This is a genomic window from Chryseobacterium fluminis, from assembly GCF_026314945.1.
Classification (GTDB): domain Bacteria; phylum Bacteroidota; class Bacteroidia; order Flavobacteriales; family Weeksellaceae; genus Chryseobacterium; species Chryseobacterium fluminis.
This window is the reverse complement of the sequence record NZ_CP111121.1, coordinates 4,776,700-4,800,397: the sequence shown is the minus strand read 5'-3', so window position 1 is coordinate 4,800,397 and position 23,698 is coordinate 4,776,700. Positions and strand designations below refer to the sequence as shown.

The 23,698-nt window shown below is 38.5% G+C and carries 18 protein-coding genes; 8 read left to right on the top strand and 10 right to left on the bottom strand.

What is annotated here, in order from left to right; genetic code table 11:
- Complete coding sequence (locus ODZ84_RS21915; RefSeq protein ID WP_266174596.1) at positions 1–2,748, bottom strand: SusC/RagA family TonB-linked outer membrane protein; 2,748 nt, start codon at positions 2,746–2,748, stop codon at positions 1–3.
- A gap of 333 nt (positions 2,749–3,081) precedes the next feature.
- Between ODZ84_RS21915 and metG the strand changes: the two genes are divergently transcribed.
- Complete coding sequence (gene metG / locus ODZ84_RS21910; protein WP_266174595.1) at positions 3,082–5,115, top strand: methionine--tRNA ligase; 2,034 nt, start codon at positions 3,082–3,084, stop codon at positions 5,113–5,115.
- Between the two features lie 192 nt (positions 5,116–5,307).
- On the opposite strand, the gene ODZ84_RS21905 is transcribed toward metG, so the two are convergent.
- A complete protein-coding gene (locus ODZ84_RS21905; protein WP_266174593.1) occupies positions 5,308–6,012 on the bottom strand; it encodes a class I SAM-dependent methyltransferase in 705 nt (234 codons plus the stop codon).
- A gap of 283 nt (positions 6,013–6,295) precedes the next feature.
- Between ODZ84_RS21905 and ODZ84_RS21900 the strand changes: the two genes are divergently transcribed.
- Complete coding sequence (locus ODZ84_RS21900; RefSeq protein ID WP_266174592.1) at positions 6,296–7,438, top strand: vWA domain-containing protein; 1,143 nt, start codon at positions 6,296–6,298, stop codon at positions 7,436–7,438.
- A gap of 159 nt (positions 7,439–7,597) precedes the next feature.
- Entirely contained in the window at positions 7,598–9,052 is a 1,455-nt protein-coding gene (locus tag ODZ84_RS21895; protein ID WP_266177428.1) for a sigma 54-interacting transcriptional regulator, read from the top strand.
- A 120-nt stretch (positions 9,053–9,172) separates the two neighbouring features.
- Here ODZ84_RS21895 and ODZ84_RS21890 read toward each other — a convergent pair whose 3' ends face one another.
- The 5 genes from ODZ84_RS21890 to ODZ84_RS21870 all read right to left on the bottom strand — a co-directional run bounded on the left by ODZ84_RS21890 (position 9,173) and on the right by ODZ84_RS21870 (position 16,677).
- Entirely contained in the window at positions 9,173–11,386 is a 2,214-nt protein-coding gene (locus ODZ84_RS21890) for a TonB-dependent receptor (protein ID WP_266174591.1), read from the bottom strand.
- A 186-nt stretch (positions 11,387–11,572) separates the two neighbouring features.
- Entirely contained in the window at positions 11,573–13,165 is a 1,593-nt protein-coding gene (locus ODZ84_RS21885) for an efflux MFS transporter permease (RefSeq protein WP_266174589.1), read from the bottom strand.
- 118 nt (positions 13,166–13,283) lie between these two features.
- Positions 13,284–14,408, bottom strand: coding sequence for an HlyD family secretion protein (locus tag ODZ84_RS21880; RefSeq protein WP_266174588.1), 1,125 nt, complete (start codon positions 14,406–14,408; stop codon positions 13,284–13,286).
- Between the two features lie 23 nt (positions 14,409–14,431).
- Positions 14,432–15,742: a TolC family protein gene (locus tag ODZ84_RS21875; RefSeq protein ID WP_266174587.1), complete on the bottom strand. Its 1,311-nt coding sequence runs from the start codon at positions 15,740–15,742 to the stop codon at positions 14,432–14,434.
- 89 nt (positions 15,743–15,831) lie between these two features.
- On the bottom strand, positions 15,832–16,677 hold the full coding sequence (locus tag ODZ84_RS21870; RefSeq protein WP_266174585.1) for a helix-turn-helix domain-containing protein: 846 nt from the start codon (positions 16,675–16,677) through the stop codon (positions 15,832–15,834).
- Between the two features lie 69 nt (positions 16,678–16,746).
- Here ODZ84_RS21870 and ODZ84_RS21865 point away from each other — a divergent pair, with 69 nt between their 5' ends.
- Positions 16,747–17,220 (top strand): Mpo1 family 2-hydroxy fatty acid dioxygenase, encoded by a 474-nt coding sequence (locus ODZ84_RS21865; protein WP_266174584.1) that lies wholly within the window; start codon positions 16,747–16,749, stop codon positions 17,218–17,220.
- Between the two features lie 75 nt (positions 17,221–17,295).
- Here ODZ84_RS21865 and ODZ84_RS21860 read toward each other — a convergent pair whose 3' ends face one another.
- A complete protein-coding gene (locus tag ODZ84_RS21860; protein WP_266174582.1) occupies positions 17,296–18,363 on the bottom strand; it encodes a DUF2891 domain-containing protein in 1,068 nt (355 codons plus the stop codon).
- 158 nt (positions 18,364–18,521) lie between these two features.
- Here ODZ84_RS21860 and ODZ84_RS21855 point away from each other — a divergent pair, with 158 nt between their 5' ends.
- Together ODZ84_RS21855 and ODZ84_RS23520 are read left to right on the top strand one after the other, a co-directional pair.
- A complete protein-coding gene (locus ODZ84_RS21855) occupies positions 18,522–19,379 on the top strand; it encodes a DUF4349 domain-containing protein (RefSeq protein ID WP_266174581.1) in 858 nt (285 codons plus the stop codon).
- A 62-nt stretch (positions 19,380–19,441) separates the two neighbouring features.
- A complete protein-coding gene (locus ODZ84_RS23520) occupies positions 19,442–19,648 on the top strand; it encodes a GxxExxY protein (RefSeq protein ID WP_266174579.1) in 207 nt (68 codons plus the stop codon).
- On the opposite strand, the gene ODZ84_RS21845 is transcribed toward ODZ84_RS23520, so the two are convergent.
- Entirely contained in the window at positions 19,637–20,335 is a 699-nt protein-coding gene (locus ODZ84_RS21845) for an SAM-dependent methyltransferase (protein ID WP_266174577.1), read from the bottom strand. The two genes, ODZ84_RS23520 and ODZ84_RS21845, sit on opposite strands and share 12 nt — an antisense overlap.
- Before the next feature lie 206 nt (positions 20,336–20,541).
- A complete protein-coding gene (gene dnaA / locus ODZ84_RS21840) occupies positions 20,542–21,996 on the bottom strand; it encodes a chromosomal replication initiator protein DnaA (protein ID WP_266174576.1) in 1,455 nt (484 codons plus the stop codon).
- Between the two features lie 137 nt (positions 21,997–22,133).
- On the opposite strand from dnaA, the gene ODZ84_RS21835 reads away from it, so the two are divergent.
- Positions 22,134–22,544 (top strand): acyl-CoA thioesterase, encoded by a 411-nt coding sequence (locus tag ODZ84_RS21835; RefSeq protein WP_266174575.1) that lies wholly within the window; start codon positions 22,134–22,136, stop codon positions 22,542–22,544.
- 121 nt (positions 22,545–22,665) lie between these two features.
- The gene (pheA, locus tag ODZ84_RS21830) at positions 22,666–23,514 is read left to right on the top strand and encodes a prephenate dehydratase (protein ID WP_266174573.1); all 849 of its coding nucleotides are present in this window, start codon (positions 22,666–22,668) and stop codon (positions 23,512–23,514) included.
- The last annotated feature ends 184 nt before the right edge of the window (positions 23,515–23,698 follow it).

The window sequence follows — 23,698 nt, the reverse complement described above, 5'->3', positions numbered from 1 at the left end:
TTAAAATTGAAAGTTAAAACCAACTGAATATACTTTAGGTCTTTGATAAAATCCGTTATCAATTCCTCCAAACACTTCCGGATCCACACCTTTATATTTTGATATGACAAATACATTTTGTGCCATCGCATTAACTTTTAAATTAGTTCCTTTACCCATAAATTCCCCGGCATTATAGCCTACTGTAAGATTATCCATTCTCAAAAACGATGCATCTTCTATAAACATGTCTGAGAATAATTGAGTGGTAGTAAACTGTGTGTTTAAAACACTAGAGTTAGTATTGCTTAAGAAATTGTTATTCTGAATATTGGCAATTGAACTGTTAGATGCAGAATTATTATACACATAATTCCCTAAAACAGCTCTAAGTGATGTACTGAAATCCCAGTTCTTAAATTTTACTTTGGTTGAAAAACCTAAAATAACATCCGGCGTAGGAGATTTGTAAAAATACTTATCATCTTCTGTTATTTTTCCGTCACCGTTTCTGTCAACATATGCCCCATCTAGAGGTTTTCCGTTGCTGTCGTAAATCTGCTGATAAACGTAAAATGCATTAAGTGCCTGTCCTACTGTAATAGCTTGGATGTAATTATTAATTCCCGAGATAGTTCCAGCCGGAATTTTATAAGATGAATCCACATACTGAGAAAGACTTGTTACTTTCGGGTCAAATTTAGTAGCATTAAAATTAACTTCCCAAGTTAAATTTTCTTTCTGTACAGGGATTATATTCAAGTTTGCCTCAAAACCTTTATTGGCAATGATTCCAACATTTTTAATATTGAAGTTACTTAAATCGCCTGCCCAGGTCGGAACTTTAGCAATTAGGTTTTCAGATTTTTTATCAAAATAATCTACGGATCCATTAATTCTGTTGTTTAGAATTCCGAAATCTAAACCTAAATTTTTAGTAGTTGTCGTTTCCCAAACCAAATTAGGGTTATAAACATCTGGACGTAATAAAGTATAGAAATTATTACCCAACTGATATTGAGCAGTACTGCTATTGCTATAAGAGTAAGAACCGAAAGCAGGATAGAATGTACCTGTTTCCTGTTGGCCGGTCTTACCCCAACCCGCTCTTGCTTTTAAAGAGTTGATGACCGTAATATTTTTCAGAAAACTTTCTTCGTTTATTTTCCACGCGACAGATACTGCCGGGAAATTGCCCCACAATTGGTCTTTGTCACTTCCGTTCCAAAACGTTGAAGAACCATCTCTTCTTATGGAACCATTGATCACATATCTGTCAGCTATAGTAAATATACCTCTGGCATAAAAAGATACTAGTGTTCTTCGCGTATCTCCGGGGGTAGAAAAACTGGTATCACGGGTATTAGAATACGTTGGTGCAGCAGGCGTTATAGAGCGGGTATCCTGATAAGAGTATCCTCCGATAATATCAACGTTTGTACTGATAACTTCAATTTTTTTGACGTAATTTAAATAAGACTCAAACAATTTACTTTTAATTTCCTGAGAGTACGGACGATAAGAAGTACCAATTCTAATTGCTTCGGGATTGGTAGCTGTTAAATTATATTCATTATACGTTGCCGTGGAACCGTCACTCTTAGCATAATCATAAGACCCTGTAATATTTAATCTCAAATCAGGCAAAAAATGAAATTTGTAGTCTAATTGTAGACTTGGAATAATTCTGAATACAGATGAAATATCCCTCTTACTGTTTAGTAATCCCAATGGATTTCTTGTTCCATTTACATTCAGCCCTGTGGCAGAATTAGCAGGATCCAGCCATTCATAATATCCTCCGTAATTTGAATTTCCAGAATAAACCGGCTGAGTAGGATCAAAATAGATGGAGGCCCCGATGGCTCCGTTATCAGGAAATCTGTTTTCCGAAAAAGTTCCCTTGAAATTACCATTAACAGTTAAATGATTATCAAAAAATTTAGGGGATAAATTTAGACCTAATGAAGTCCTTCTGAATTCATTAGTTCTTACGATTCCATTTTGTTCATTATATCCCATCGAGACTCTATAGGGTAAGCCTTTAATTCCACCTGAAAAAGACACGTTATTATCCGTTCCCCAAGCTTGCTGATAAATCTGGTCCTGCCAATTTGTATTTGCAGTTCCCAAATAAGTTTTCTGTAATGGAGTTCCGAAAGTATTGACAAAATTTCTAAATTGGTCAGCGTTCAGAACATCCACATTATCCATTTTAGTTGAAACTGAGAAATTGGTGTTGAAATTCACTCTAAATCTACCTGAAGTTCCTTTCTTGGTAGTAATTAAAATAACTCCATTAGAAGCTCTGTTACCGTAAATTGCTGCAGAAGAAGCATCTTTCAGGATATCAAATGTCTCAATGTCATTGGGATTGATTAATGCTAATGGATTTGTTGCACCACTCAAACTGTTAAAGTCTATCGGTACTCCGTCTATCACAATCAAAGGATCATTATTTATAAATGAAGAGCCTCCTCTTACTCTAATGGTAGAACCTGCGCCCGGCGCACCACTATTTCCCGTGATCTGCACACCTGGCGTTTTTCCTACAATTAATTGGTCAGCAGTAGATGCTCCTCCGTTAAAATCCTTTGAAGAAACGGATGAGATCGATCCCGTCAAATCAGTTTTCTTCTGCTTTCCATACCCGATCAATACCACCTCTTCAATCTTTTTCTCCTGTAGAGTGTCTGTCTGCGCATGAATCATGGTGCTGGCCAATAAGAATGCAGGCGCAATTTTTAATACCGTTGTAAAATTCTTCACAATATTATTTTTTATATAGTTTCGTTTCGTAGTAATTCTGACACAAAGCCAGTCTCGCAATTTATTAAAAAATTACAATTAACATAATTTTATTTAAAATTAAGATAATTTTATGTACATTAAACGACTATTTTAAACTAAATCATTGCTTTTCATTTATTTACAACAAAATATGCTACACATAGCATTACGGTAGTTTTAACAAAAAGTTAAACATTTGTTTAACTAAATATAATATCAATGGATTGCATATCTCCAAAATCGCTTTATATAAGGCATCCGTAAAACTTTCTGAGATTATCCGTATCTTTGTATTTCAAAACTTTATTATAAATGTCAAACAGAAAGATGATTACGGCAGCTTTGCCATATGCAAACGGACCGGTTCATATAGGGCATTTGGCAGGTGTTTATATTCCTGCGGATGTTTACGCAAGATTTCAGAGAAGATCAGGAAAAGAGGTAGCGTTTATCTGTGGTTCGGATGAGCATGGAATTCCCATTACCATAAGAGCTAAGAAAGAAGGCGTTACGCCTCAGGATATCGTTGATAAATACCATGGAATCATCAAAAAATCTTTTTCAGATTTGGGGATTTCGTTTGATGAATATTCAAGAACGACCTCAAAAAAGCATTATGAAACCAGCCAGGATTTTTTCAAAGTTCTTTATGAAAAAGGAAAATTCACGGAAGAAGTTTCAGAACAGTATTTTGACGAACAGGCCAATGAGTTTTTAGCTGACCGTTACATCGTTGGAACGTGTCCGAATTGCGGAAATGAAAATGCGTACGGAGATCAGTGTGAAAAATGTGGTTCTACCCTTTCTCCATCGGAACTGATCAATCCAAAATCTATGCTGAGCGGAAATGTTCCTATTTTAAAAGAAACAAAAAACTGGTATCTGCCACTTAATGAATATGAAGATTTCCTGAACGAATGGATTATCGAAGGACATAAAGACGACTGGAAAACTAATGTTTACGGGCAGGTTAAATCATGGTTAAACGATGGTCTGAAACCCCGTGCCATGACCCGAGACCTGAACTGGGGCGTTCCCGTGCCGCTTCCTGATGCAGAAGGAAAGGTTCTTTATGTATGGTTTGACGCACCCATCGGCTATATTTCTTTCACCAAAGAATGGGCAGAGAAAAATGGGAAAGACTGGAAAGACTACTGGCAAAGTGAAGAAAGTGACCTCGTACACTTCATTGGAAAAGATAATATTGTATTCCACTGTATTATCTTCCCTGCCATGATGAAAGCTCATGGAGACTACATCATGCCGACAAATGTTCCTGCTTTTGAATTCCTGAATCTTGAAAATGATAAAATTTCAACTTCTAGAAACTGGGCAGTCTGGGCACATGAATATGTTGAAGATTTCCCGGGCCAGCAGGATGTGCTGAGATATGCGCTCCTTTCATCTGCTCCGGAAACTAAGGATAATAATTTTACGTGGAAGGATTTCCAGACTAAAAACAACTCTGAATTGGTTGGAATTTTCGGAAACTTTATTAATAGAGTTGCCGTCCTGATTCATAAATATTATGACGGTGTTGTTCCTCAAGGCGATGTAAATGCTCCGGAACTGAAAGAAATCAATAATTCAGCAAAGGAAATTGCAGGGTTCTTAGAAAACTATGAATTCAGAAATTCTTTAACTGCTTTAATGAATTTAGCCCGTTTTGGAAACCAATACCTTCAGACAGAGGAACCTTGGAAGACGATCAAAGACAGTCCTGAAAAAGCTGCCCATTCATTATTTGTGGGAGCTCAGATCGCTGTAGCTTTAGCCCAGTTGTGTGAACCATTCCTTCCTTTCAGTTCTGAAAAACTTTTGAATATGTTTAATGTTGAAAAAGCAAGCTGGAGCGACATTGAAACAAAACCGGTTCTTATTGAAACCGGACATCAAATCAATGAATCATCTCTTCTTTTCTCAAAAATTGAAGATGATGTTATTGAGGCACAGATTCAGAAATTAGAAGATACTAAGCAAAACAATAAAAAAACAAATCCTAACGCCAATCCTATGAAAGACGAAATCACTTTTGATGATTTTACGAAAATCGACTTAAGAACAGCCACCATCACAGAAGCTGAAAAAGTAGAAAAAGCTGATAAATTACTGAAACTTACCGTTGACACAGGAGTAGATGTAAGAACCGTTGTTTCAGGGATCGCAGAAAGTTTCACTCCGGAAGAGGTCATTGGAAAACAGGTTATGATTTTATTAAATCTTGCTCCTCGAAAGATCAGAGGAATTGAATCCCAGGGAATGTTGTTGCTAACGACAAAAGCAGACGGTAAATTATCATTTGTTACGCCTGATGAGACTGTGGAAAACGGTATTGAGATCGGATAATTTTTAATGATAGATAAATAAGAAAGACGCATAAAATTTATGCGTCTTTCTCCTTTTATATTTCTTTTCTTCCACAAAATCCTTATCGTCTAATCTGACTCAATGCTTAGTTATAGAAAGTATTGATAAGATCTCGGATAAAACAGTTTGGTCAGAACTTAAGATTGCTTTGCAGCCCAGGTGGCAATTCATTTATTTTTTAGTCAGTTTTGCCAAATAAGAATCTTCATCCTGCAAAACCTTCTCAATGGCAAGACCGTTATTTTCAGCAGCATTTTTCAGCGTATTGTAATCCAGATACAGCCACTTGATCGGATCTTCCGATTCTCCTTTATAATGAACGGTATAATCCAGTTCACCATAATATCCTTCTGCCGGAATATAAACCCCTCCGTCTTCATCGCGGTCAAACATGTATAAAATATCGGTACTGTCGATCAGGATCTGTCCTTTCGGATTCAGCAGAGAAGATAACTTTCTAAGGTAGAGATCGATCACGGTAAGACTCTGAAATATACCGGTTCCGTTCATTAATAAGAGAATAGTATCGAAAGTTTCTCCTGAAAAATGAAGCATATTTTCTGAAACCGCTTTTTTGACTCCTCTGGACCTGCAAACCTCTATAGATTTTGGTGAAATATCCAGTGCTGTGACATCCAGGCCCATTTCGTTCTGAAGGTACAAGGAATGAGAACCGGCACCGGCGCCGATATCCAGAACTTTTCCCTGAGATAAGCTCAACGCTTTCTGTTCGATTTCATTCATTTCTGAAAATTCTCTGAAGAGATAGTGTACCGGAAGCTCATCCAGTTCGGAAATTGAAGTTTCAGTCTGCAGATCTTCAGGATTTTCATTATGAAAATAATCGTGGATGGCCTTGCCCATTAAGTCTTTCATGTCTTATTTTAAAGCACAAAGATAAATATTTTTAAAATACAGGATGATCTTACCGCTTTACTACATCCGGGAGTATATTGCTGGACCTATTGAGTTATTCCTAACAGATTGACTTTGTCAGCTGAACCCTCTTACCATCAGATTTATTTAGAAAGAGATGAGCACATTCTTTTTACGGTTATACTTCATTTTATATCACGTCCATTAGTTTTATCTATTTGCCGGTGCGGCTGTTTGCATAATATTTCCATAACTTGTATCGTTTAAACACTAGCATCATCTTATGACTAATAAAGAATTTAATTTTCATAAAGGCTATATATTTACCAAACACACTCCCGAAGAAATTTCGCATTTCGACCGGGTATTTGATGTTTTCAAGGATCTCCTCACGCATACTTCCGGTGATATCGAAGAAGCTTTTGACTGGCTTGATATGCTGGATAAAGAATATGATATCTTTAGCGATGAGTATACCCTTGCCGATTTCGAGGAAGATCTGAGAAAGCGGGGGTATATCAAACGGGAAGATGATTCCGAAGACGGAAATTCCGGAACCGGAGAAGGTAAGAATATATTGACCGCCAAACTGGAAGCTGCCTTAAGGGAATATGCTCTGGAACAGATTTTCGGAAAACTTAAAAAGAGCGGTGTGGGAAACCACCGCACCACAAAAACAGGTGTAGGCGATGAACGCGACGGAGAAAACAGAAATTTTCAGTATGGAGACGATCTTTCTCTCGTGAACATGACCGAAAGCTTAAAAAATGCACAGATCAACAACGGAATTGCAGACCTCCGGCTGACCGAAGATGACCTCATCGTAGAAGAAACAAAGCACAAAGCACAAATGAGCACCGTGTTGATGATCGACATCAGCCATTCTATGATTTTATACGGTGAAGACCGGATCACCCCTGCCAAAAAGGTGGCCATGGCTCTGGTTGAACTCATTAACAGAAAATATCCTAAAGATTCTATTGACATTATTGTCTTCGGAAACGAGGCATGGCCCATTAAAATCAAAGACCTCCCCTATTTACAGGTCGGTCCTTATCATACCAATACCGTTGCCGGTCTGGAACTGGCCATGGATATTCTGCGCAGAAAAAGAAACACCAACAAGCAGATTTTTATGATTACTGATGGAAAACCCAGCTGTATCCGGCTGCCTAACGGGGAATTTTACATGAACAGCGTCGGTCTGGATGAGAAGATTGTTTCCCAGTGCCTGAACAAAGCAGCACAGGCCAAAAAACTGAAGATCCCCATTACCACCTTCATGATCGCGCAAGATCCTTATCTCCGTCAGTTTGTCAAGGAATTTACTGCACAGAATAAAGGGAAAGCTTTCTTAACCGGACTTTCAGGCTTAGGACAGATGATTTTTGAAGATTATGAAAAAAACAGAATAAAAAGAATATAATTAAGGACGAAACCGGAGGCTGACAATTTTTTGTAAATAAGGCTAATGAACCACGAAGTGGTTCAACAATACCAGCCCGGGTCTTCAAACCCGGCATATGAAGCAGAACGGTCATCAGATAACCCTCCGATTTCTCCCATATCAATAATAAAATTTAAAATGAAAAACGATATTACATTTAAAGAATTAAAAAATTCAGGATATACCGATAAAACGATCAGTGAAGAGATTCAGGCTAACTTAATTGCCAGAATTAAAGCTAAACAGCCTGTATTTGAAGGATTATGGGGCTATGAAGACTCTGTAGTGCCCCAGTTAAAAAAAGCGCTTCTTGCCGGACACCACATTAACCTGCTGGGCTTGCGCGGACAGGCCAAAACCAGGATTGCAAGAAGTATGGTAAGCCTACTGGATGAATACATGCCGATTGTAAAAGGATCCGAGATTAATGACAGTCCTTTTCAGCCTATTTCAAAATATGCCCGCGATCTTATTGCCGAACTGGGGGATGAAACTCCGATCTCATGGGTTCACCGCTCCAGCCGCTTCTTCGAAAAGCTGGCAACACCGGATGTAAATGTCGCCGACCTGATCGGTGATATCGATCCGATAAAAGCAGCAACATTGAAACTGCCGTATTCCGATGAGCGTGTTCTTCATTACGGGATGATTCCCCGCGCCAACCGTTCGATATTTGTTTTAAATGAATTGCCGGATTTACAGGCCAGAATTCAGGTTTCCCTGTTCAATATTTTACAGGAAGGTGATATTCAGATTCGCGGATTTCAGCTGAGAATGCCGCTGGATATCCAGTTTGTGTTTACGGCAAACCCGGAAGATTATACGAACAGAGGAAGCATTGTAACGCCTTTAAAAGACAGAATCGGCTCTCAGATCTTTACGCATTACCCAAAAACCATTGCATTAGCAAGACAGATTACGGAACAGGAAGCTCTGATTTCAGCCGAAGATAAGGCACAGATCCTGATCCCGGGTCTGGCAAAAGACCTTCTGGAGGAAGTCGCTTTTGCAGCACGGGACAGTGAATATGTAGATGCAAAAAGCGGAGTAAGCGCCAGACTTACCATCAGTGCCATGGAAAATTTAGTGGCTGCCGCAAAATTACGTTTAATAGAATCAGGTGCTGAAAACACCACTGTTCGTCTGCTTGATTTCGGATCTATTATTCCATCCATTACAGGAAAAATAGAACTGGTATACGAAGGCGAGCAGGAAGGTGCTGATTATGTGGCACAAATCTTAATCGATAAAGCAGTTATGATGCAGTTTGAAAGCATTTTCCCGAGAATCTCCAAGCTCGAAAAAGAAAGCATCAGAACACCCTATACCGACGTAATCAAATGGTTTAACAACAATCGACTGGAACTGAACTACGCCGATACAGACGAAGAATTTTACACTAAACTGAATGCGATAGAACCTTTGAATACCATTATCGAAGAAAATGCTCCGGAATTAAGCCCGGAAGACAAAAATTTCTGTAAAGAATTAATATTATGGGCACTGACGATCAGCAAAAAACTGGATAAATCTGAAAATCAGTCGGATTTCACTTTCGATTCAGCGGATGTAAGACAGATGTTCCGTAATTAGAAATCTATAACATAAAGGTTGTTTCCAAATAAAGCAGTCTTAATATTTTAACTGGGAAACCAACATTGATAAAAAACAGACTTCTTGGCATTTAGAAGTCTGTTTTTATTTTATCTGTTATTAAAAATCAAATGTGTAAGAAAGATTATATATTCTTCCTCTACCTTTATAGCTGAACAGTTCTGGCAGTCCGTACGATGAGTACAATACCTGGGAACGCTTGCTCCAGATGGTCTGATAATCCGTATTGAATATATTCTGAATTCCTACATTAAATTTGCCCCAGCTGAACCGGTAACCTGCCATCAGGTCAGACGTATTGTATCCGTCGATCTCATTATTGATGTCGTCTCTCAGTTTAAAATTCTGGAGAGACTGGAATCTGAACGACCAGTTTTTAACATGATATCCAATATAAGTCACTAATTTTGAAGGAGAAGCATTGTAAATCTCCTGGCTGATCCATTCTCCCTTATTGTCAACCTCAGATTTGATCAGTAAACCGCTTGCTCCGAAATAAACACCGTTGTTTAAAGAATATGAAATCTCTGCTTCAATCCCCATATTTCTTAGTTTAAGATCATTCACAAGAATCTGGAAGGTAGTCCGGTCAACCGTCACCGTTTTATCAGAATTGCTTAAAAATCCGGCGATCTGACCTCTCAATCCTCCTTTATTAATACGGTATCCCACCTCAAACTGGTTGGTTTTTATTGCCTGTAGAGGCTGTTCTTTTACATTGATGCTTGAGGTAACATTCCAGTTTCCGGTTGCCGCATTCAGGCTGTAGACTCCTATTCCGTAATATTTTGAAGGATCCGCCAGGCTTACTCCCTGAGAAAAAGTTCCCCACGCCTGATGCTGCTGATTAAATTTATATAATAATCCACCATTGAATAAGGTTACATTGTAGGAACTTTCTCCTCCCGGAATAGCAGATGCTGAATTTCCATAGCCCATAGCCACCTGAGTCTGCTGCTGAGAACCCACAAAGTCATCAACTTTTACATTGAGATTCTGATAGCGGATTCCTCCATTCAGCTGCAGCTTTGGAAGGAGGTTATATCTGGCCTGTACATATCCCGCGTAACTTTCAGAATGATTGGTAGGATATCTTCCCAAGCTGTATTTTGTTTCATTCACCAGACCGCCGCTCGACATGGTTTTCGCTAAATCATAGACCGACTGGTTGCCTTCAAATTTTTCCAGGTCAACATCTACTCCGTACGTAATATTCAGCCCTTTCCACGATTTTGATAATAAAGCTTTTAAACCCGAATAATAAGTATCCTGCTGAGAGGATGACATATAAGAAGTCGTTACCGGAATTTTCACACTGCCCGGAAACGGATAAAATCCTAATTTCTCACCACGGGTGGCCAGCTGGACATACAGATCCTGACCTCCGAGAATATCATTTCCATTGTAGGTTAATGTTCCCATATAACGTTCGGTCCCGATATTTTTATCCGAAGAAAACCCGTCTCTCATTTCCAGCAGGGTCGCGTCTTTAGTCGTAAAGGCACTGAGGTTTTCCCCTAAATAAAGACTTCTGTCTCCGTTAAATTTCGAATTGTAATACTGAACAGAAGCTGTAATTTTATGCTTATGATTAAACTGGTATCCTCCTGTTGCCAAAACATCAATCGACTGATTATACTGTAAATCGGTCTGGGTAATATCGGTGATTACCTGCTCTCCATCAGCTCCGTACACCCCGCCGTTTTGCTGGTATGCCACTCCCAGTCTTCCGGAGAGTTTCTCTCCTTTGGCTGAAACCGACTGCGCTGCACGGAAATCATGGTCATCACTTCCCATAAAACCGGTACGGATCCCCAATTCCGTTTCCCCGCTTATTCCTTTTTCCGATGGCGTTTTAGTAATGATATTAATGATTCCTCCGGTAGCATTCCCTCCATAGATGGAACTTGCTCCGGAAAGCACTTCTATTCTTTCAATATTGAAAGGGTCGATGGCATCCAGCTGCCTGCTGATGGTACGGATGCTGTTCAGGGAAACGCCGTCGATCATCACCAGGGCTGAACGGCCTCTTATATTTTGCCCGTAATTAGTCCTTCCCTGTGGACCTATATCCATACCCGGAACAAGAATCGACAGCATTTCTTTAATCGGAACACCACTTTTGGCCTGCTCCTGGATTTTTTCTTTCTGCACGACCCACACCGTTCCCGGAATTTCAGAAATCTTTGTAGGTTTTCTCGAGGCAACGATCACCACATCATCAATGTTTTTTGAGCTTACCGAGTCCTGTACAGTTTGGGAAAAGGCGATTCCCGAAATTAATAAAGCGATTACTACATACTGCTTTCTCATCCTTTTAATTAAAAGTTTACTATTTCCGGCAAATTTAATTTTTATTACTTCTAAATAAAAACAACGATGCATGAAATTTTTCATATTTTAAATGTCTGTTTAATTGTATGTCACCGGACTTTCACTAAAAAGTAAAACCCCACTTTACAATAAAATGGAGTTTTACAAGTGAAAAACAAGGTATCCTTATGCAGCGGGACCAGCCGCGTCTTTTATTTCTTCTAATAATCTTTTTCTTTCGCGAAGTCTTTTTCTCGCAAGAGCTGATTTTCCGCTTAATATTTTAACAAACCTGGCATATTCGAATCGTTCTTTTCCGAAATGATGGGTAAAAATGTAGATCAATACCCCAATTCCGGCTAAAATAATATATCCGAATATTTTTTTGGTCGCGATTATAATAGCATTCAGCTGAATAGATTTCAGGTTGGAAGCAACATTTTGCGGAGAAACGGTCAGTCCGTCCATATAAACTGCCAAATCTCCGATGGCTACTACCTGAAAGCGATACTGGAACCAGGAATATACAGCGGAGAAAAGCCCGACAACCAAAAATGTTCTCCAAACCAGTATCAGTCCGATAGCAGCCAGCATGTCATCCATTTCCAGCTTATCCAGCGTATAAAACCAGACGGAGATAAAAAGCGAACCCATCCCGAAACCTTTCAGGAACATGGGTAAGTACCACAGATCATAACTGAATTCCAGCACCATTGAAAAGTACATAATGATCGCATACCCCATCATCGCCGAAAACCCGGAGAAAATATACATCTTTAGCGGAATTTCTTTTTTGAACCAGAAGATCGCCAGTCCACCTGCTAAAACCAATCCGGGAATCATCAATAAGTTCAGTCTTGCATTCGTCAGCTGATCATAACCTAAAACTCCAACTGCGAAAGTGTTCTGAAGAGAGGTTGTGCCTAAGAACATTCCCAGGCATAAAAGCATAAACAGGCCATGCTGAACATTATTTTTCGAAAATATTCTGAATGATAGATAAGGTCTTTTTAAAGTCATCTGACGGGTGACCAGCAAAGCAAAACTTATAAAGGCAGCAATACCCGCATGAATAATATTCTCTGAGTTCAGCCAGTCCTGCTGTTTTCCAAAAGAGAAAACATAGGCTGAAAACATAAAAGTAGAAATGAACAGCAGAATACTCAACCAGTCGATATAATGCAGCGGAACTTTCAGCGCAAAATATTGATTATGCATGAAAACCCAGTGTAAGAGTGCAAGCACAAAGCATAATACAGACATAATTACGTAAAAATGCTGCCAGTTGTACTGAATGGAGATCTCTGCTGCATAATAGGCTGAAACCTGGTTCAGAACCAGAACAAAAGTGTAAAACGCACCATAAAACATTCCCCTGTTCCCGATCATCGCCATTAACGGTAAAAACAATTCTATCGTTACCATCATTTTTAAAAATCCTATAATTAATGATGAAAAAACGAAAATCATGGGATCATAAGTGGTTGAATTGAGGTAGCTCAACAGTCCTAAAAGGACGAGCAGAACTGTCATTTTATCACGGACTTTAAACCGCATTTTCATTCTCAGAACAATCGGCATACACGCTCCCATCCCGATGGTCGTCGCATAATTGGCCCACATGAAATATTCTGTCATCGCTCCGGTGCCACTCACTACAAAACTTATATTTCCCGTATACACCCCACCCAGCGGCATTACTACTGCAAGAAGTAACACGATGAACAGGAGCTGTATGGGTTTCGGAACCCAGTTATGATATAATCCTTTATTGTACATTTTTTTTGAGTTTAGAGGTGAGGGGTTTAGATAGGAGACTCAGACACGAGACACGATATCAGATATCCAACACTCATATAAAGTCTTCACTAAAAGTCTGACATCTGACATCCGACATCTATCGATCCTTTATATCAATACTCACATTAACATTCATTCCTGCGCTCAACTTAGCCACATCCTCTTTTTTATTAGAAGCGGTAAACTCAATTCTGACAGGAATTCTCTGCTGAACTTTAATAAAGTTTCCGGTAGAGTTATCGGTCGGAACACTTGAATATCTTGAGCCCGTTGCTGCCGAAACCGCCGTTACCACTCCTTCAAACTGCTGCCCGCTCAAAGCATCGACGGTCATCATCATTTTTTCGCCTATTTTGATATTGGGCATCTGGCTTTCCAGAAAGTTGGCGGTCACCCATTTCTGGCCGTTCAGAACAATGGTAGCGATCTGTTGCCCCGGCTGAATGAGTTGTCCTTCGGAAATGGTTCTTCTGCCCATTACTCCATCATAAGGCGCAGTGATGACCGTATAGGATAAATTAATTTTTGCCATATCCAGTGCAGATTTTGTTCTTTTGATTTCAGCATCATTGATTCCCAATTTGCTTCTCACTTCCGTTGTAGAAAGATTCGCAGATTGCTTCTGACTGGCCAACGCCTGATACGCCGCTTTCTGAGCATCATATTCTGTTTTTACCTGGTCGTACTGCTGCCTTGTAACAGCTTCTGAAGCCAATAAGTTTTTATATCGGTTTAAGTTTTGTTCGGCATTCCACAGTCTTGCCTTTGCTCCTGCGATGTTAGATTCCATAACACTTACGTTATTTGAAACGGTATTTACGGATGAACTTGTAGCAGTTTTCTGAGCCAGGGCATTCTGATAAGCAGCCTCTGCCTGGCCTAATTGTGTTAAAATTTCACGGTCATCCAGAACCACCAGGGTATCCCCTTTTTTTACCTGCTGGTGTTCTATGAATTTTATCTCTTTGATATAAGCGGAAACCCTCGTATTGACCGGGTTAATAAATTCTTCAACCTGAGCTGCTTCCGTATAGGTTTTGTCTCCCACATGAAAATATTCGCGGACCAACCAGAACAGCCCGCAACCGATCACCAGAAACACTATTATATTTGAAATGATGGCCCGTATCTTATTCTTTTTATTTTCTTTCTTTTTCGTTGCAGCGCCTGACTGTACGGGTGCAGGAGATGTATGCTGAGTATTTTGTTCCTTGTTTTCCATTGTTTTGTTTTTCAGTTTTAAGTTTAAAGAGTTCCGGTAGATTTCAGAAGATTATAATATTGATACAGGACATTAATTTCTGCATTGGCATAGTCAAGCTCAGATTGTAATTTCTGGTTTTGGGCATCTATCATTTCTGCCTGTACAGCCAACTGGTTAAGATATTTGGCTTCAGTAATTTTATAGTTTTCTTCGGCTAACTGTTTAGCATCATTCAGAATATCAGCCTGCTGAATAGACTCCTGGTATTTAACATAAGCTGCATTCACTGCCATATCGATATTCTGCTGTGTGAGTGTCATCACCTCCCCGGCCTGATTTTTCTGAAGTTCACCAGCTTTTACTCTTTCCTTAGTTTTATATAAATTGTCAATATTGTAGCTCAGAGAGATCCCGGTCTGCCAACCTCCGGAATACATATCCAGTACCGGATTTCTCGTGGTGACAGGCCGTTGTACCGTATAACCTCCAAAACCTCCTATTGTAGGCATTTTATCGGTTTTTATAATCTCAATATTCTTGTCTGCCACATCGATGTTGGTTTTCGCAGATTTCATTAAAGGATTGCTTTCGTGGGCAAGACTGATATAGTAGTCCGGTCCGATTCCGGATTCTTTACTCTCCAGGCTTTCTACAGGAATAATCTCGGTATCAGCAGATAATCCTAAAGCAATACTTAAATTATAATTAAGAATTTTTTTATTGTTGACCAGGGTCAGAATTCCCTGATCCAGGTTTTTAATCGCCAATTCAGCACGAATTACCTCATTCCGGGTGATCATTCCCTGCTGATAAAACTTCTGAATATTTTTAAGACGTTCCTGAGCAAGTTTTTTGTTGTTCTGAAAAACTTCCTGCTGATTTAAAATTTTATAGATATCCAAATAATTAGAGATCACCAGAAATTTCACATCCTGCTTATTTTTTTCCAGATCCAGCTCCGAAAGTTGCTCACGAAGTTCGGACAGTTCAATCGACTTATTCACCAGACCTCCCTTGAAAATAAGCTGGCTGGCCTGAACACCGTATGAGCTCCCGTAATGCGGCATCGGAATACGGGCTGAATTTGAAAAATCTTTATCGATCGCTACCGCATCACCCAGATAAAACTGACTCACAGAAGCTGTGATAGCAGGTAATTTCTGAAGTCTTACAACATTTGTATTTTGTTTCGCAATGTCTATATTCTGTGCTGATACTTTCAGCTGCTGATGATTCTTTACCGCCAGTTCGGCGACGTCCGTTGCAGTCAGTTGTTTAATTTCCTGTGAAAAAAACAGCGCAGGAAATAATCCTATCACGAGTGATAGTGCTGTTTTTATATGATGTACCATTTTACCTTGTTTTACGGGTACAAAGTTAGGGCGATGAGAAACTCAAACAAATGTTTGAGAATTGGAAAAAGATGTTCAAATGTAAGATTTTAGTTTTCGAACTGACGTCGGTACTGCGTAGGACTTTCTCCTAAGTGTTTCTTAAAAAAATGTGAAAACGAATATTGATCACTAAACCCTAGAAGAGCGGAAATCTCTGAAACAGGCTTATTGGAAGAGTTTAAAAGTACTTTTGCTTCATTCATTACTATTAAAGCAATGATTTGGCTGGCAGACCTCCCCGTAATGGCCTTCACCACCGAAGAAAGATGTCTGGTTGTAATTGATTGACGTTCGGCGTAGAACTCTACTGTTTGTTCCTGAAGATGATGCGCTGCAAGATCTGTTAAAAATACAAAAACGATTTCTTCCTGTCTCGACATCTGACTCATTGAGTTGCTGTCTTCCTGAGCAATAATTCCTGCCATCTGGTAACAGAAGACCGAAAATAAATGCTCTACAATCTCTTTTTTGTAGGTCATCTCCGTTTCAGAATCCAGGATATATTTGAGGAAATTCACGCTTTTCCAGACGACATCCATTTCATCCTGCTGAAAAGGAACACCGATATTCATCTGTTGCCTGAAATACCGGTATGTAATTAATCTATTGAATTTCAAAGACAATGCAGAAATAAACTCGCGTTTATAAGAGACCATTCGTGACTGAAAATCGTCACTCACAGAAACCATTTCGTAAATCGTCTGGGGATCTGTCACCATAAACATATTCGCAGAAAGTTCCAGGTCCCGGAAATGCTGCTTCAGCTTTATTGTTCCGCTTTTAATGAATATAAATGCCGGATTATCAGGCCGGAACGGCTTATCGACAGCGATTCGCTCGAAAATATTATGTTGGGTGAAAATTTCAACCCCGAATTTTTCTAAGGCAGACATAACACAAATGTAAGCAAAGTCCTGAGCGATTGCAAAAATTTATTATTTTAGTGACTTCCAAATTATGATATGAGAAAGATAGATTTACTTCTTGCTGAATATGGTGAAAGCCACAGAAACGCAACCAACAAATTAATTCACTGGATTTGTGTGCCTTTGATCTTCTGGACGATTTTAGGCTTTATCTCTTACATTCCGACTCCGAATATGTATCTGAAGTATTTCGGCTTTCTGAGCATTGCCAGTGGTATTGCCATAATGCTGGTGACCCTTTTTTACTGCAGATTATCCTGGAGAATCGCTTTGATCATGATTTTTATAATGCTTATAATGGAGCATTTTGTCTCCTTGATTAATATTACTTTTGGAAAAAGGTCATGGATGATTTACCTTGTCGTATTTATCATTACCTGGATCCTGCAATTTGTCGGACATAAAATAGAAGGCAAAAAACCATCTTTCCTGAAAGACCTACAATTTCTGTTAATCGGACCGGTCTGGCTTTTAAGTTTTATTCTTAAAAAAATGGGAATCAGATATTAATAATTACCGATCAGGACGGAAAAGAAGGTATTTGCTTTATTACGTTTACTCTTACAGCATTCAGTTTAAGCCTTTTTAATCCTCTAAAGCGTACACGGCAAAACTTGCCAGCCAGTGGTCACCGCCATAATTTCCCTGAAAGAGAAGCGGCAGACCGTTATTTAAAAATACGGTCGCTGTTTTTTGAAATTTCTTTTTTAAAGGATGATTATTGGGAAGAGATTGGGCTATTCCCTTCATGCACCAGGCTTTTGTAAACGATAATCCAACCAGATGAACCGTTTGGTAATCAGACAAATCACTTACTACCGGGATTTTTTCAATATTTTCAAGGCTCCGCTTTTCGTAAAAATTATCCAGCCAGTTTACAAATTCCTTTTGAGGCAGAACCCTGCGCATCAGATCTGCAATTTCCAGACTTGGCGAAAAGAAATCGGAACCGTCCGGCTCAAGATATGCCGGAGTTTTCGTGTTGTTTAAGTAAAAATATTTAGCTTTTTCGATCAGTTCATTTTCAAATACTTTATCGCCCGCGGCTCTTGCCCAGTCAAGGGCAAAAACCATAGCAAATGCTGTGTTCGGATGAACTCCCGTTCTGTTGGGATAAGTCTGTTTTGGTAAAAAAATCTTCCAGGAAGCTAAAATTTTATCTGTCAGGGGTTTTAAATTCTGATGCCATCCTTTAGCCTTTGGACTGTCCCAAGTCATTAATTCTTCATCCAGCTTTAAAAGCCATGCCCAGCCGTAGGTTCTTTCAAAAGTTCCCGTTAACTGATATTTTGTGAAGTAATCGGCTTCTGTCTGCAGATTTTCTTTTTTAAACGAGTTGTCAAGAATTTTTTCAATCTCTTTTGCAATAGACAGATTCGGTTTTGTTTTCAGCAAGCGAACCAGCATCCAGTGCCCGTGTACCGAACTGTGCCAGTCGAAACACCCGTAGAAACTGGGATGCAGATCTTTCGGGGTTAATGCAACTTCACCGGCACTGTTAATAATATGTGCTGTTTTATTGGGATATTCCTGATTGATACAGTGCAGGGGCTTATCTGATAATTTAATTGCCATATCATCCGTCAGCTTCAGACTTTCCTGGGCATACCATAAAACAGGAAAACAAATAATTGCTAAGAGACTCTTTTTCATTCTTTAAAAATAGGAAATATTTCTTCTGTAGCCTTGACTACCCGCTAAAAAATATCAATTCACTTCATAATTACATTAATTATTATCAAATAGTTAAAATTAACCATTAAAAATTCAGAATAAGCATGATTTTTGATAGGATTAAGAAAAATTCATTTATGACAAAATTATGGGTACCACTGTTTTGCCTGTTCCTTATTCAGTGTAATAAATCTGACTCCTCAGGGCAACACGAAGTAAAAGCAGAATTAACCGACATGGTGCAAGAAGATAAAGTTGTACCCCCTGCTGCAATTACTGAAAAACTTTTACCCGATAACAAAACAACGCGAAGTCAGCCTTCTAAAGATGATACAATCACAAAAAAAATCATTAAAAACGGGGAGATGAGTATTCAGGTAGGAGACATAAAAAAGGCTCAGCGACAGATCAATGATATCGTTAAGAACAATAACGCCTATATCCAGACAGAAGAATTTCATAATACTGACACCAATGAAAATTTAAATTATACGATTCGTGTTCCGCATCAGAAATTCGATCAGCTGATCAATACATTTTCTGACGGCATCGGATCAGTGGCTTCAAAAAATATTTCTTCTGATGATGTCACGGAGGAATATACTGATGTTTCTATTAAGCTCACCAATAAGAAAATTTATCTTGAGAAGTACAGAGATATGCTTAAAAGCGCATCAACCACCAAAGATATTCTCGAAATCCAGGAAAACATCCGCGAGCTTGAAGATGAAATTGATGTTTCAGAAGGAAAACTGCGCTTTATTGACGACCGGGTGAATTACAGCACCCTGAATTTAGGCTTGTTTAAAGAAAAAGTAAGAAGTTCGACAACTTCCAAAATAGGCTTCGCAAGCCGCTTCGGAGACTCCCTTACTGAGGGCTGGAATAGCTTTGTGGCATTTTTCCTGGGCTTGATTTCTCTGTGGCCGTTCTTTTTACTGATTCCGGTTCTGATTTATCTCTGGAAAAAATGGAAGAGCGGTAAAGCCAGATAACCACACCAAAATGAATAATTGAGGTATATTTTTTATTTTCTTTCATTTGCAGAAAAAAATAAATGAATGAAAATGAAATTTCTTACATCATAAGAAGACTTATTTTTAATGTCTGTAATAAACTTGGTCCCGCTCTTCTGGAAAGCGTTTACCATAGAATTTTAGTTTACGAACTTAAAGAGTTGGAACGGCAGTCCATATCTATAGATTGTCCTATCTGCGAGAATAAAAAAAAATTGAAATTACTCATTCTTCTATCACTTTCCTAATACAAATACAGCCGGAATTTTATGAAGTTCCGGTTTTTGTTTCTGCCAGTCTTTTATGGTTTTTGTTTTAATGAACTCATGTTCAGGATCGTTGATATTTGCGGCAATACAAAGTTTGCTATTGGGTGATAAAAATTTAATCAAATCTTCAAAAAGTACATTATTCCTGTAAGGCGTTTCCATGAAAATCTGAGAATAACCCGTCTTCTGAACAGTACTTTCCAGCTGTAAAATCTGTTTTTTCTTTTCTCCTTTGTCAATAGGAAGATAGCCGTTAAAAGTAAATTCCTGACCGTTAAAACCGCTGGAAATTAAAGCTAAAATAATAGAAGAAGGCCCTGATACAGGAATCACTCTGATATTTTTTTCATGACACCATTTTACAATAAGATTTCCGGGATCAGCAATACAGGGAAGACCGGCTTCCGAAAGCAATCCGAAATCCTGTCCCTTCATCATCAGTTCCTGAGCTTCTTTAATGTCGGCATTTTCCGTGTATTTATCCAGTAAAAAAAGCTTCAGATCAGCCTGCTTCTTTTCAGGAGCAAAAAACTTCACTACTTTTCTGGCAGTCTTCTCATTCTCCACAAAGAAATAATCGGTCTGCATAATATACTCTTTGATTACCGGTGAAAAGTGAGTAATAGAGGTATTTTCTGAAAGGTAGGCCGGAAGTAAAAAAAGCATTTTAATTGTTATTTATTGGTTATACAATGGCAGCAAATCTTTTTATAAAAAATTGAAACTGCTGATAATCTGTCATCTTATCCCAATACAGATTGGGAATTTTGACATGGTACCATCTTTTAAATCGTTATCTTTTATTTAAACAAAACTAAAAAAAATGAAGAATAAACCTTACTCTTCATTTTCATTATAAAATTAAATTATTTTTACTGTTTAATTTTTTCCGTCAGATCCTTCACATATTTCTTAATCTCTTTATCGATTTTAGAAACATCTTTAATGGTATCACAGGCATACATTACCGTTGAGTGATCCTTACCTCCCATTTCTTCACCGATTTTAGTAAATGTAGAGTTGGTAAATTCTTTGGAGAAATACATCGCCAGCTGTCTTGGTAAAGCAATTTCTCTTTTTCTTGTCTTCGATAAAAGCTGCTCTTTTTTAATTCCGAAATAATCACAGACAACTTCCTGGATATAAGGAATATTGATGATTTTTTTCTGGTTAGCTGCAATTTTATTAATGGTGTCTTTTAATAATTCAAGACTTAAATCTCGTTTGTAGATGGTAGAATATGCAATCACGGAATTAATCACTCCTATAAGTTCTCTGACATTGGTCTTGGTTTCTGTCGCTAAGAAATCCAGCACATCATCCGGAAGCACAATCCCGTCTCTGCTTAACCGGTCTACAATAATCTGTCTTCGGGTCTGCAGATCCGGCGATTTTATTTCTGCGGAAAGTCCCCACTTAAACCGGGAAACAATCCTGTCCTGAATATCCATAATATCTGCAGGAGCCTTATCTGAAGTTAAGATAATCTGCTTCCCGTTCTGATGCAAATAATCAAAAATATGGAAGAAGCTGTCCTGGGTAGCCGATTTACCAGATAAGAACTGAATATCATCAATAATCAAAACATCTACCATCTGATAAAAATTGGCAAATTCGGTCTGCTTATGAGCTTTTGCAGCTGAAATAAACTGCTGGATAAACTTTTCAGAAGACAAATAAAGAACGACTTTATCCGGAAACTGGCTTTTCACCTCTAAACCGACAGCCTGTCCAAGATGGGTCTTACCGACTCCATAACCCCCATATAAGAACAGCGGGTTGAAAGCAGTCGCACCAGGTCTTTTGGCAATCGATCTCGCCACGGTAGCTGCAAATTTATTGCTTTCCCCTTCTACATAATTATCAAAAGAAAAATCAGCTTTTAAGTTGGAATCAATATTTACTTTTCTGATTCCCGGAACCACAAACGGGTTTACTATATTGGACGAAAAACCTTTCGGCATCGTTTCCTGCATCTTTGGCGTGGGAACGGTGTTCCCCTTCATATTCATCGTAACGGGTTTTTCTAAACCTGAAGGTTTATTTTCCATTACAGAATACCATAATTTAACTCCTTTTCCAATATTTTTCTTCAGGGCAGCAGAAAGTAAGGACAGGTAGTTATCCTCAATATATTCCTTGTAAAAATCACTCGGAACCATCAATGTAAGATTATTCTGAACCAAAGAAATTGGCTGAACTTTATCAAACAGCAGGTCGAAAGATTTTTCAAGTTTCTTTAAATCAGAATTGTCTTCAGCCGCGTTTAAATTATCTCGCATAAACTGAAGGCACTTCTGCCATATCAACATTAAATTTTCATCCATAAATTATGCCCCGATTAACTCTTGGTTAGTACTTTTTTTAGAAGGATGACAAAGGTCCAATATTTTCTCTTCAAAAAAAAATATTGCGGCTATTGATTATTTAAAAATATATTTGTATGTCTAAAATACACCTTACTATGATATACACAACACACTCATTACGAGTACGTTACGCAGAAACAGATCCTATGAAATATGTATACTACGGAAACTATGCACAATACTTTGAAGTGGCCCGAGTTGAGCTTTTCCGGAGCATAGGAATGTCCTATAATGAGATTGAAAATCAAGGAATTTGGCTGCCCGTTTCCGACTATAAAATTAAATATTTAAGGCCGGCTTTATATGACCAGAAATTAGAAATCCGAACCTACATAAAAAAAATACCCGGGGTAAAAATAGAATTCGAATATGAAATTTATAATGAAGATCACGTAAAAATTACAGAAGCTTCTACTACCCTTTTCTTTCTGGATGCCAAAACAAACAGAGTCATTAAATGTCCGGATTTTCTGATGCAGCTTATTGAGAAAAACTGGAAAGAATAGCTTTAGTTATGGGGTCTAGATTTAGAATGAAACCGTATTCAGATGATCCGAAACTTTAAGCCTTCAGCTTGGAGACCTCATGACTTTTCACTACATTTAAATTAAAATACTATAAAGTTATATGAAGATTGCATTCCTTGGGCCTCAGGCCAGCTTTACCCAGCTCGCTGCCGCCCAACTTTTTCCTGACGATGAACTTGTACCCGTGACTAATATTCTGGATTGTTTTGCTGCTGTAGAAAAAGGAGATGCCGACAAAGCAGTCGTTCCCCTTGAAAATTCTATTGAAGGCACAGTTTCTATGACCCTTGACTATTTATATAAAACGCAGAATATCAGAATTGAAGCAGAAGCAGTAATGCCTATTGCTCACCACCTGATGATCCATCCAAAACATCATGCGGAAGATATTGAAAAGATTTATTCTCATCCACAGGCTTTAGCACAAAGTTTTCATTTTCTGGACACGCACTATAAAGACGTTGAAAGACAGGAGTTTTCCTCTACGGCCGCTGCTGCCAAATACGTTTCTGAACACCCTGACCTGAAAAAAGCTGCTGTGGCCAACCAGTTTGCCGCCCATTTATACGGGTTAAAAATTATCCACCGGAATATTCAGGATTTTGAACAGAATCATACAAGGTTTATTGTTATTTCCGGAACCGGGTCTGCTTATGACAACAACCGGCTGGAATCTTTAGGAAATAAATCAGCTTTGTTAATTACCCTGCCGGAAGATCATGCAGGGGGACTTCACCAGGTCCTGTCGGTATTTGCGTGGCGAAAAATGAATCTCAGTAAGATAGAGTCCAGAACTTTAAAAACAGGCCTGGGAAATTACTTCTTTTTTATCAACGTTACCGGAAAATGGCTTCCTACCCTCTATGAAAATGCATTGGAGGAACTGAAAACAATAAATGCCAAGGTAGATTTTCTTGGAAATTACAGAGAATTTTTACTAAAAAGCTGATATATAATTTATGTACTCTATTAATACTGACTCTATTATTGATCTTTTAGATGATATTTTGTCACAATCGGGTGAGTCGAATAGATAAGATTTTATATAAAATATATTTTGCGGTAAAAATGTCCTGATAGTAAAATAAATCCTGTCACTTTTTATGACGGGATTTTTCAATTGAATAAAAATC

Coding starts and splice junctions, on each gene's coding strand:
- metG (WP_266174595.1), top strand. CDS start 3,082: ATGTCAAACAGAAAGATGATTACGGCAGCTTTGCCATATGCAAACGGA.
- ODZ84_RS21905 (WP_266174593.1), bottom strand. CDS start 6,012: ATGAAAGACTTAATGGGCAAGGCCATCCACGATTATTTTCATAATGAA.
- ODZ84_RS21900 (WP_266174592.1), top strand. CDS start 6,296: ATGACTAATAAAGAATTTAATTTTCATAAAGGCTATATATTTACCAAA.
- ODZ84_RS21895 (WP_266177428.1), top strand. CDS start 7,598: ATGAAAAACGATATTACATTTAAAGAATTAAAAAATTCAGGATATACC.
- ODZ84_RS21890 (WP_266174591.1), bottom strand. CDS start 11,386: ATGAGAAAGCAGTATGTAGTAATCGCTTTATTAATTTCGGGAATCGCC.
- ODZ84_RS21885 (WP_266174589.1), bottom strand. CDS start 13,165: ATGTACAATAAAGGATTATATCATAACTGGGTTCCGAAACCCATACAG.
- ODZ84_RS21880 (WP_266174588.1), bottom strand. CDS start 14,408: ATGGAAAACAAGGAACAAAATACTCAGCATACATCTCCTGCACCCGTA.
- ODZ84_RS21875 (WP_266174587.1), bottom strand. CDS start 15,742: ATGGTACATCATATAAAAACAGCACTATCACTCGTGATAGGATTATTT.
- ODZ84_RS21870 (WP_266174585.1), bottom strand. CDS start 16,677: ATGTCTGCCTTAGAAAAATTCGGGGTTGAAATTTTCACCCAACATAAT.
- ODZ84_RS21865 (WP_266174584.1), top strand. CDS start 16,747: ATGAGAAAGATAGATTTACTTCTTGCTGAATATGGTGAAAGCCACAGA.
- ODZ84_RS21860 (WP_266174582.1), bottom strand. CDS start 18,363: ATGAAAAAGAGTCTCTTAGCAATTATTTGTTTTCCTGTTTTATGGTAT.
- ODZ84_RS21855 (WP_266174581.1), top strand. CDS start 18,522: ATGACAAAATTATGGGTACCACTGTTTTGCCTGTTCCTTATTCAGTGT.
- ODZ84_RS23520 (WP_266174579.1), top strand. CDS start 19,442: ATGAATGAAAATGAAATTTCTTACATCATAAGAAGACTTATTTTTAAT.
- ODZ84_RS21845 (WP_266174577.1), bottom strand. CDS start 20,335: ATGCTTTTTTTACTTCCGGCCTACCTTTCAGAAAATACCTCTATTACT.
- dnaA (WP_266174576.1), bottom strand. CDS start 21,996: ATGGATGAAAATTTAATGTTGATATGGCAGAAGTGCCTTCAGTTTATG.
- ODZ84_RS21835 (WP_266174575.1), top strand. CDS start 22,134: ATGATATACACAACACACTCATTACGAGTACGTTACGCAGAAACAGAT.
- pheA (WP_266174573.1), top strand. CDS start 22,666: ATGAAGATTGCATTCCTTGGGCCTCAGGCCAGCTTTACCCAGCTCGCT.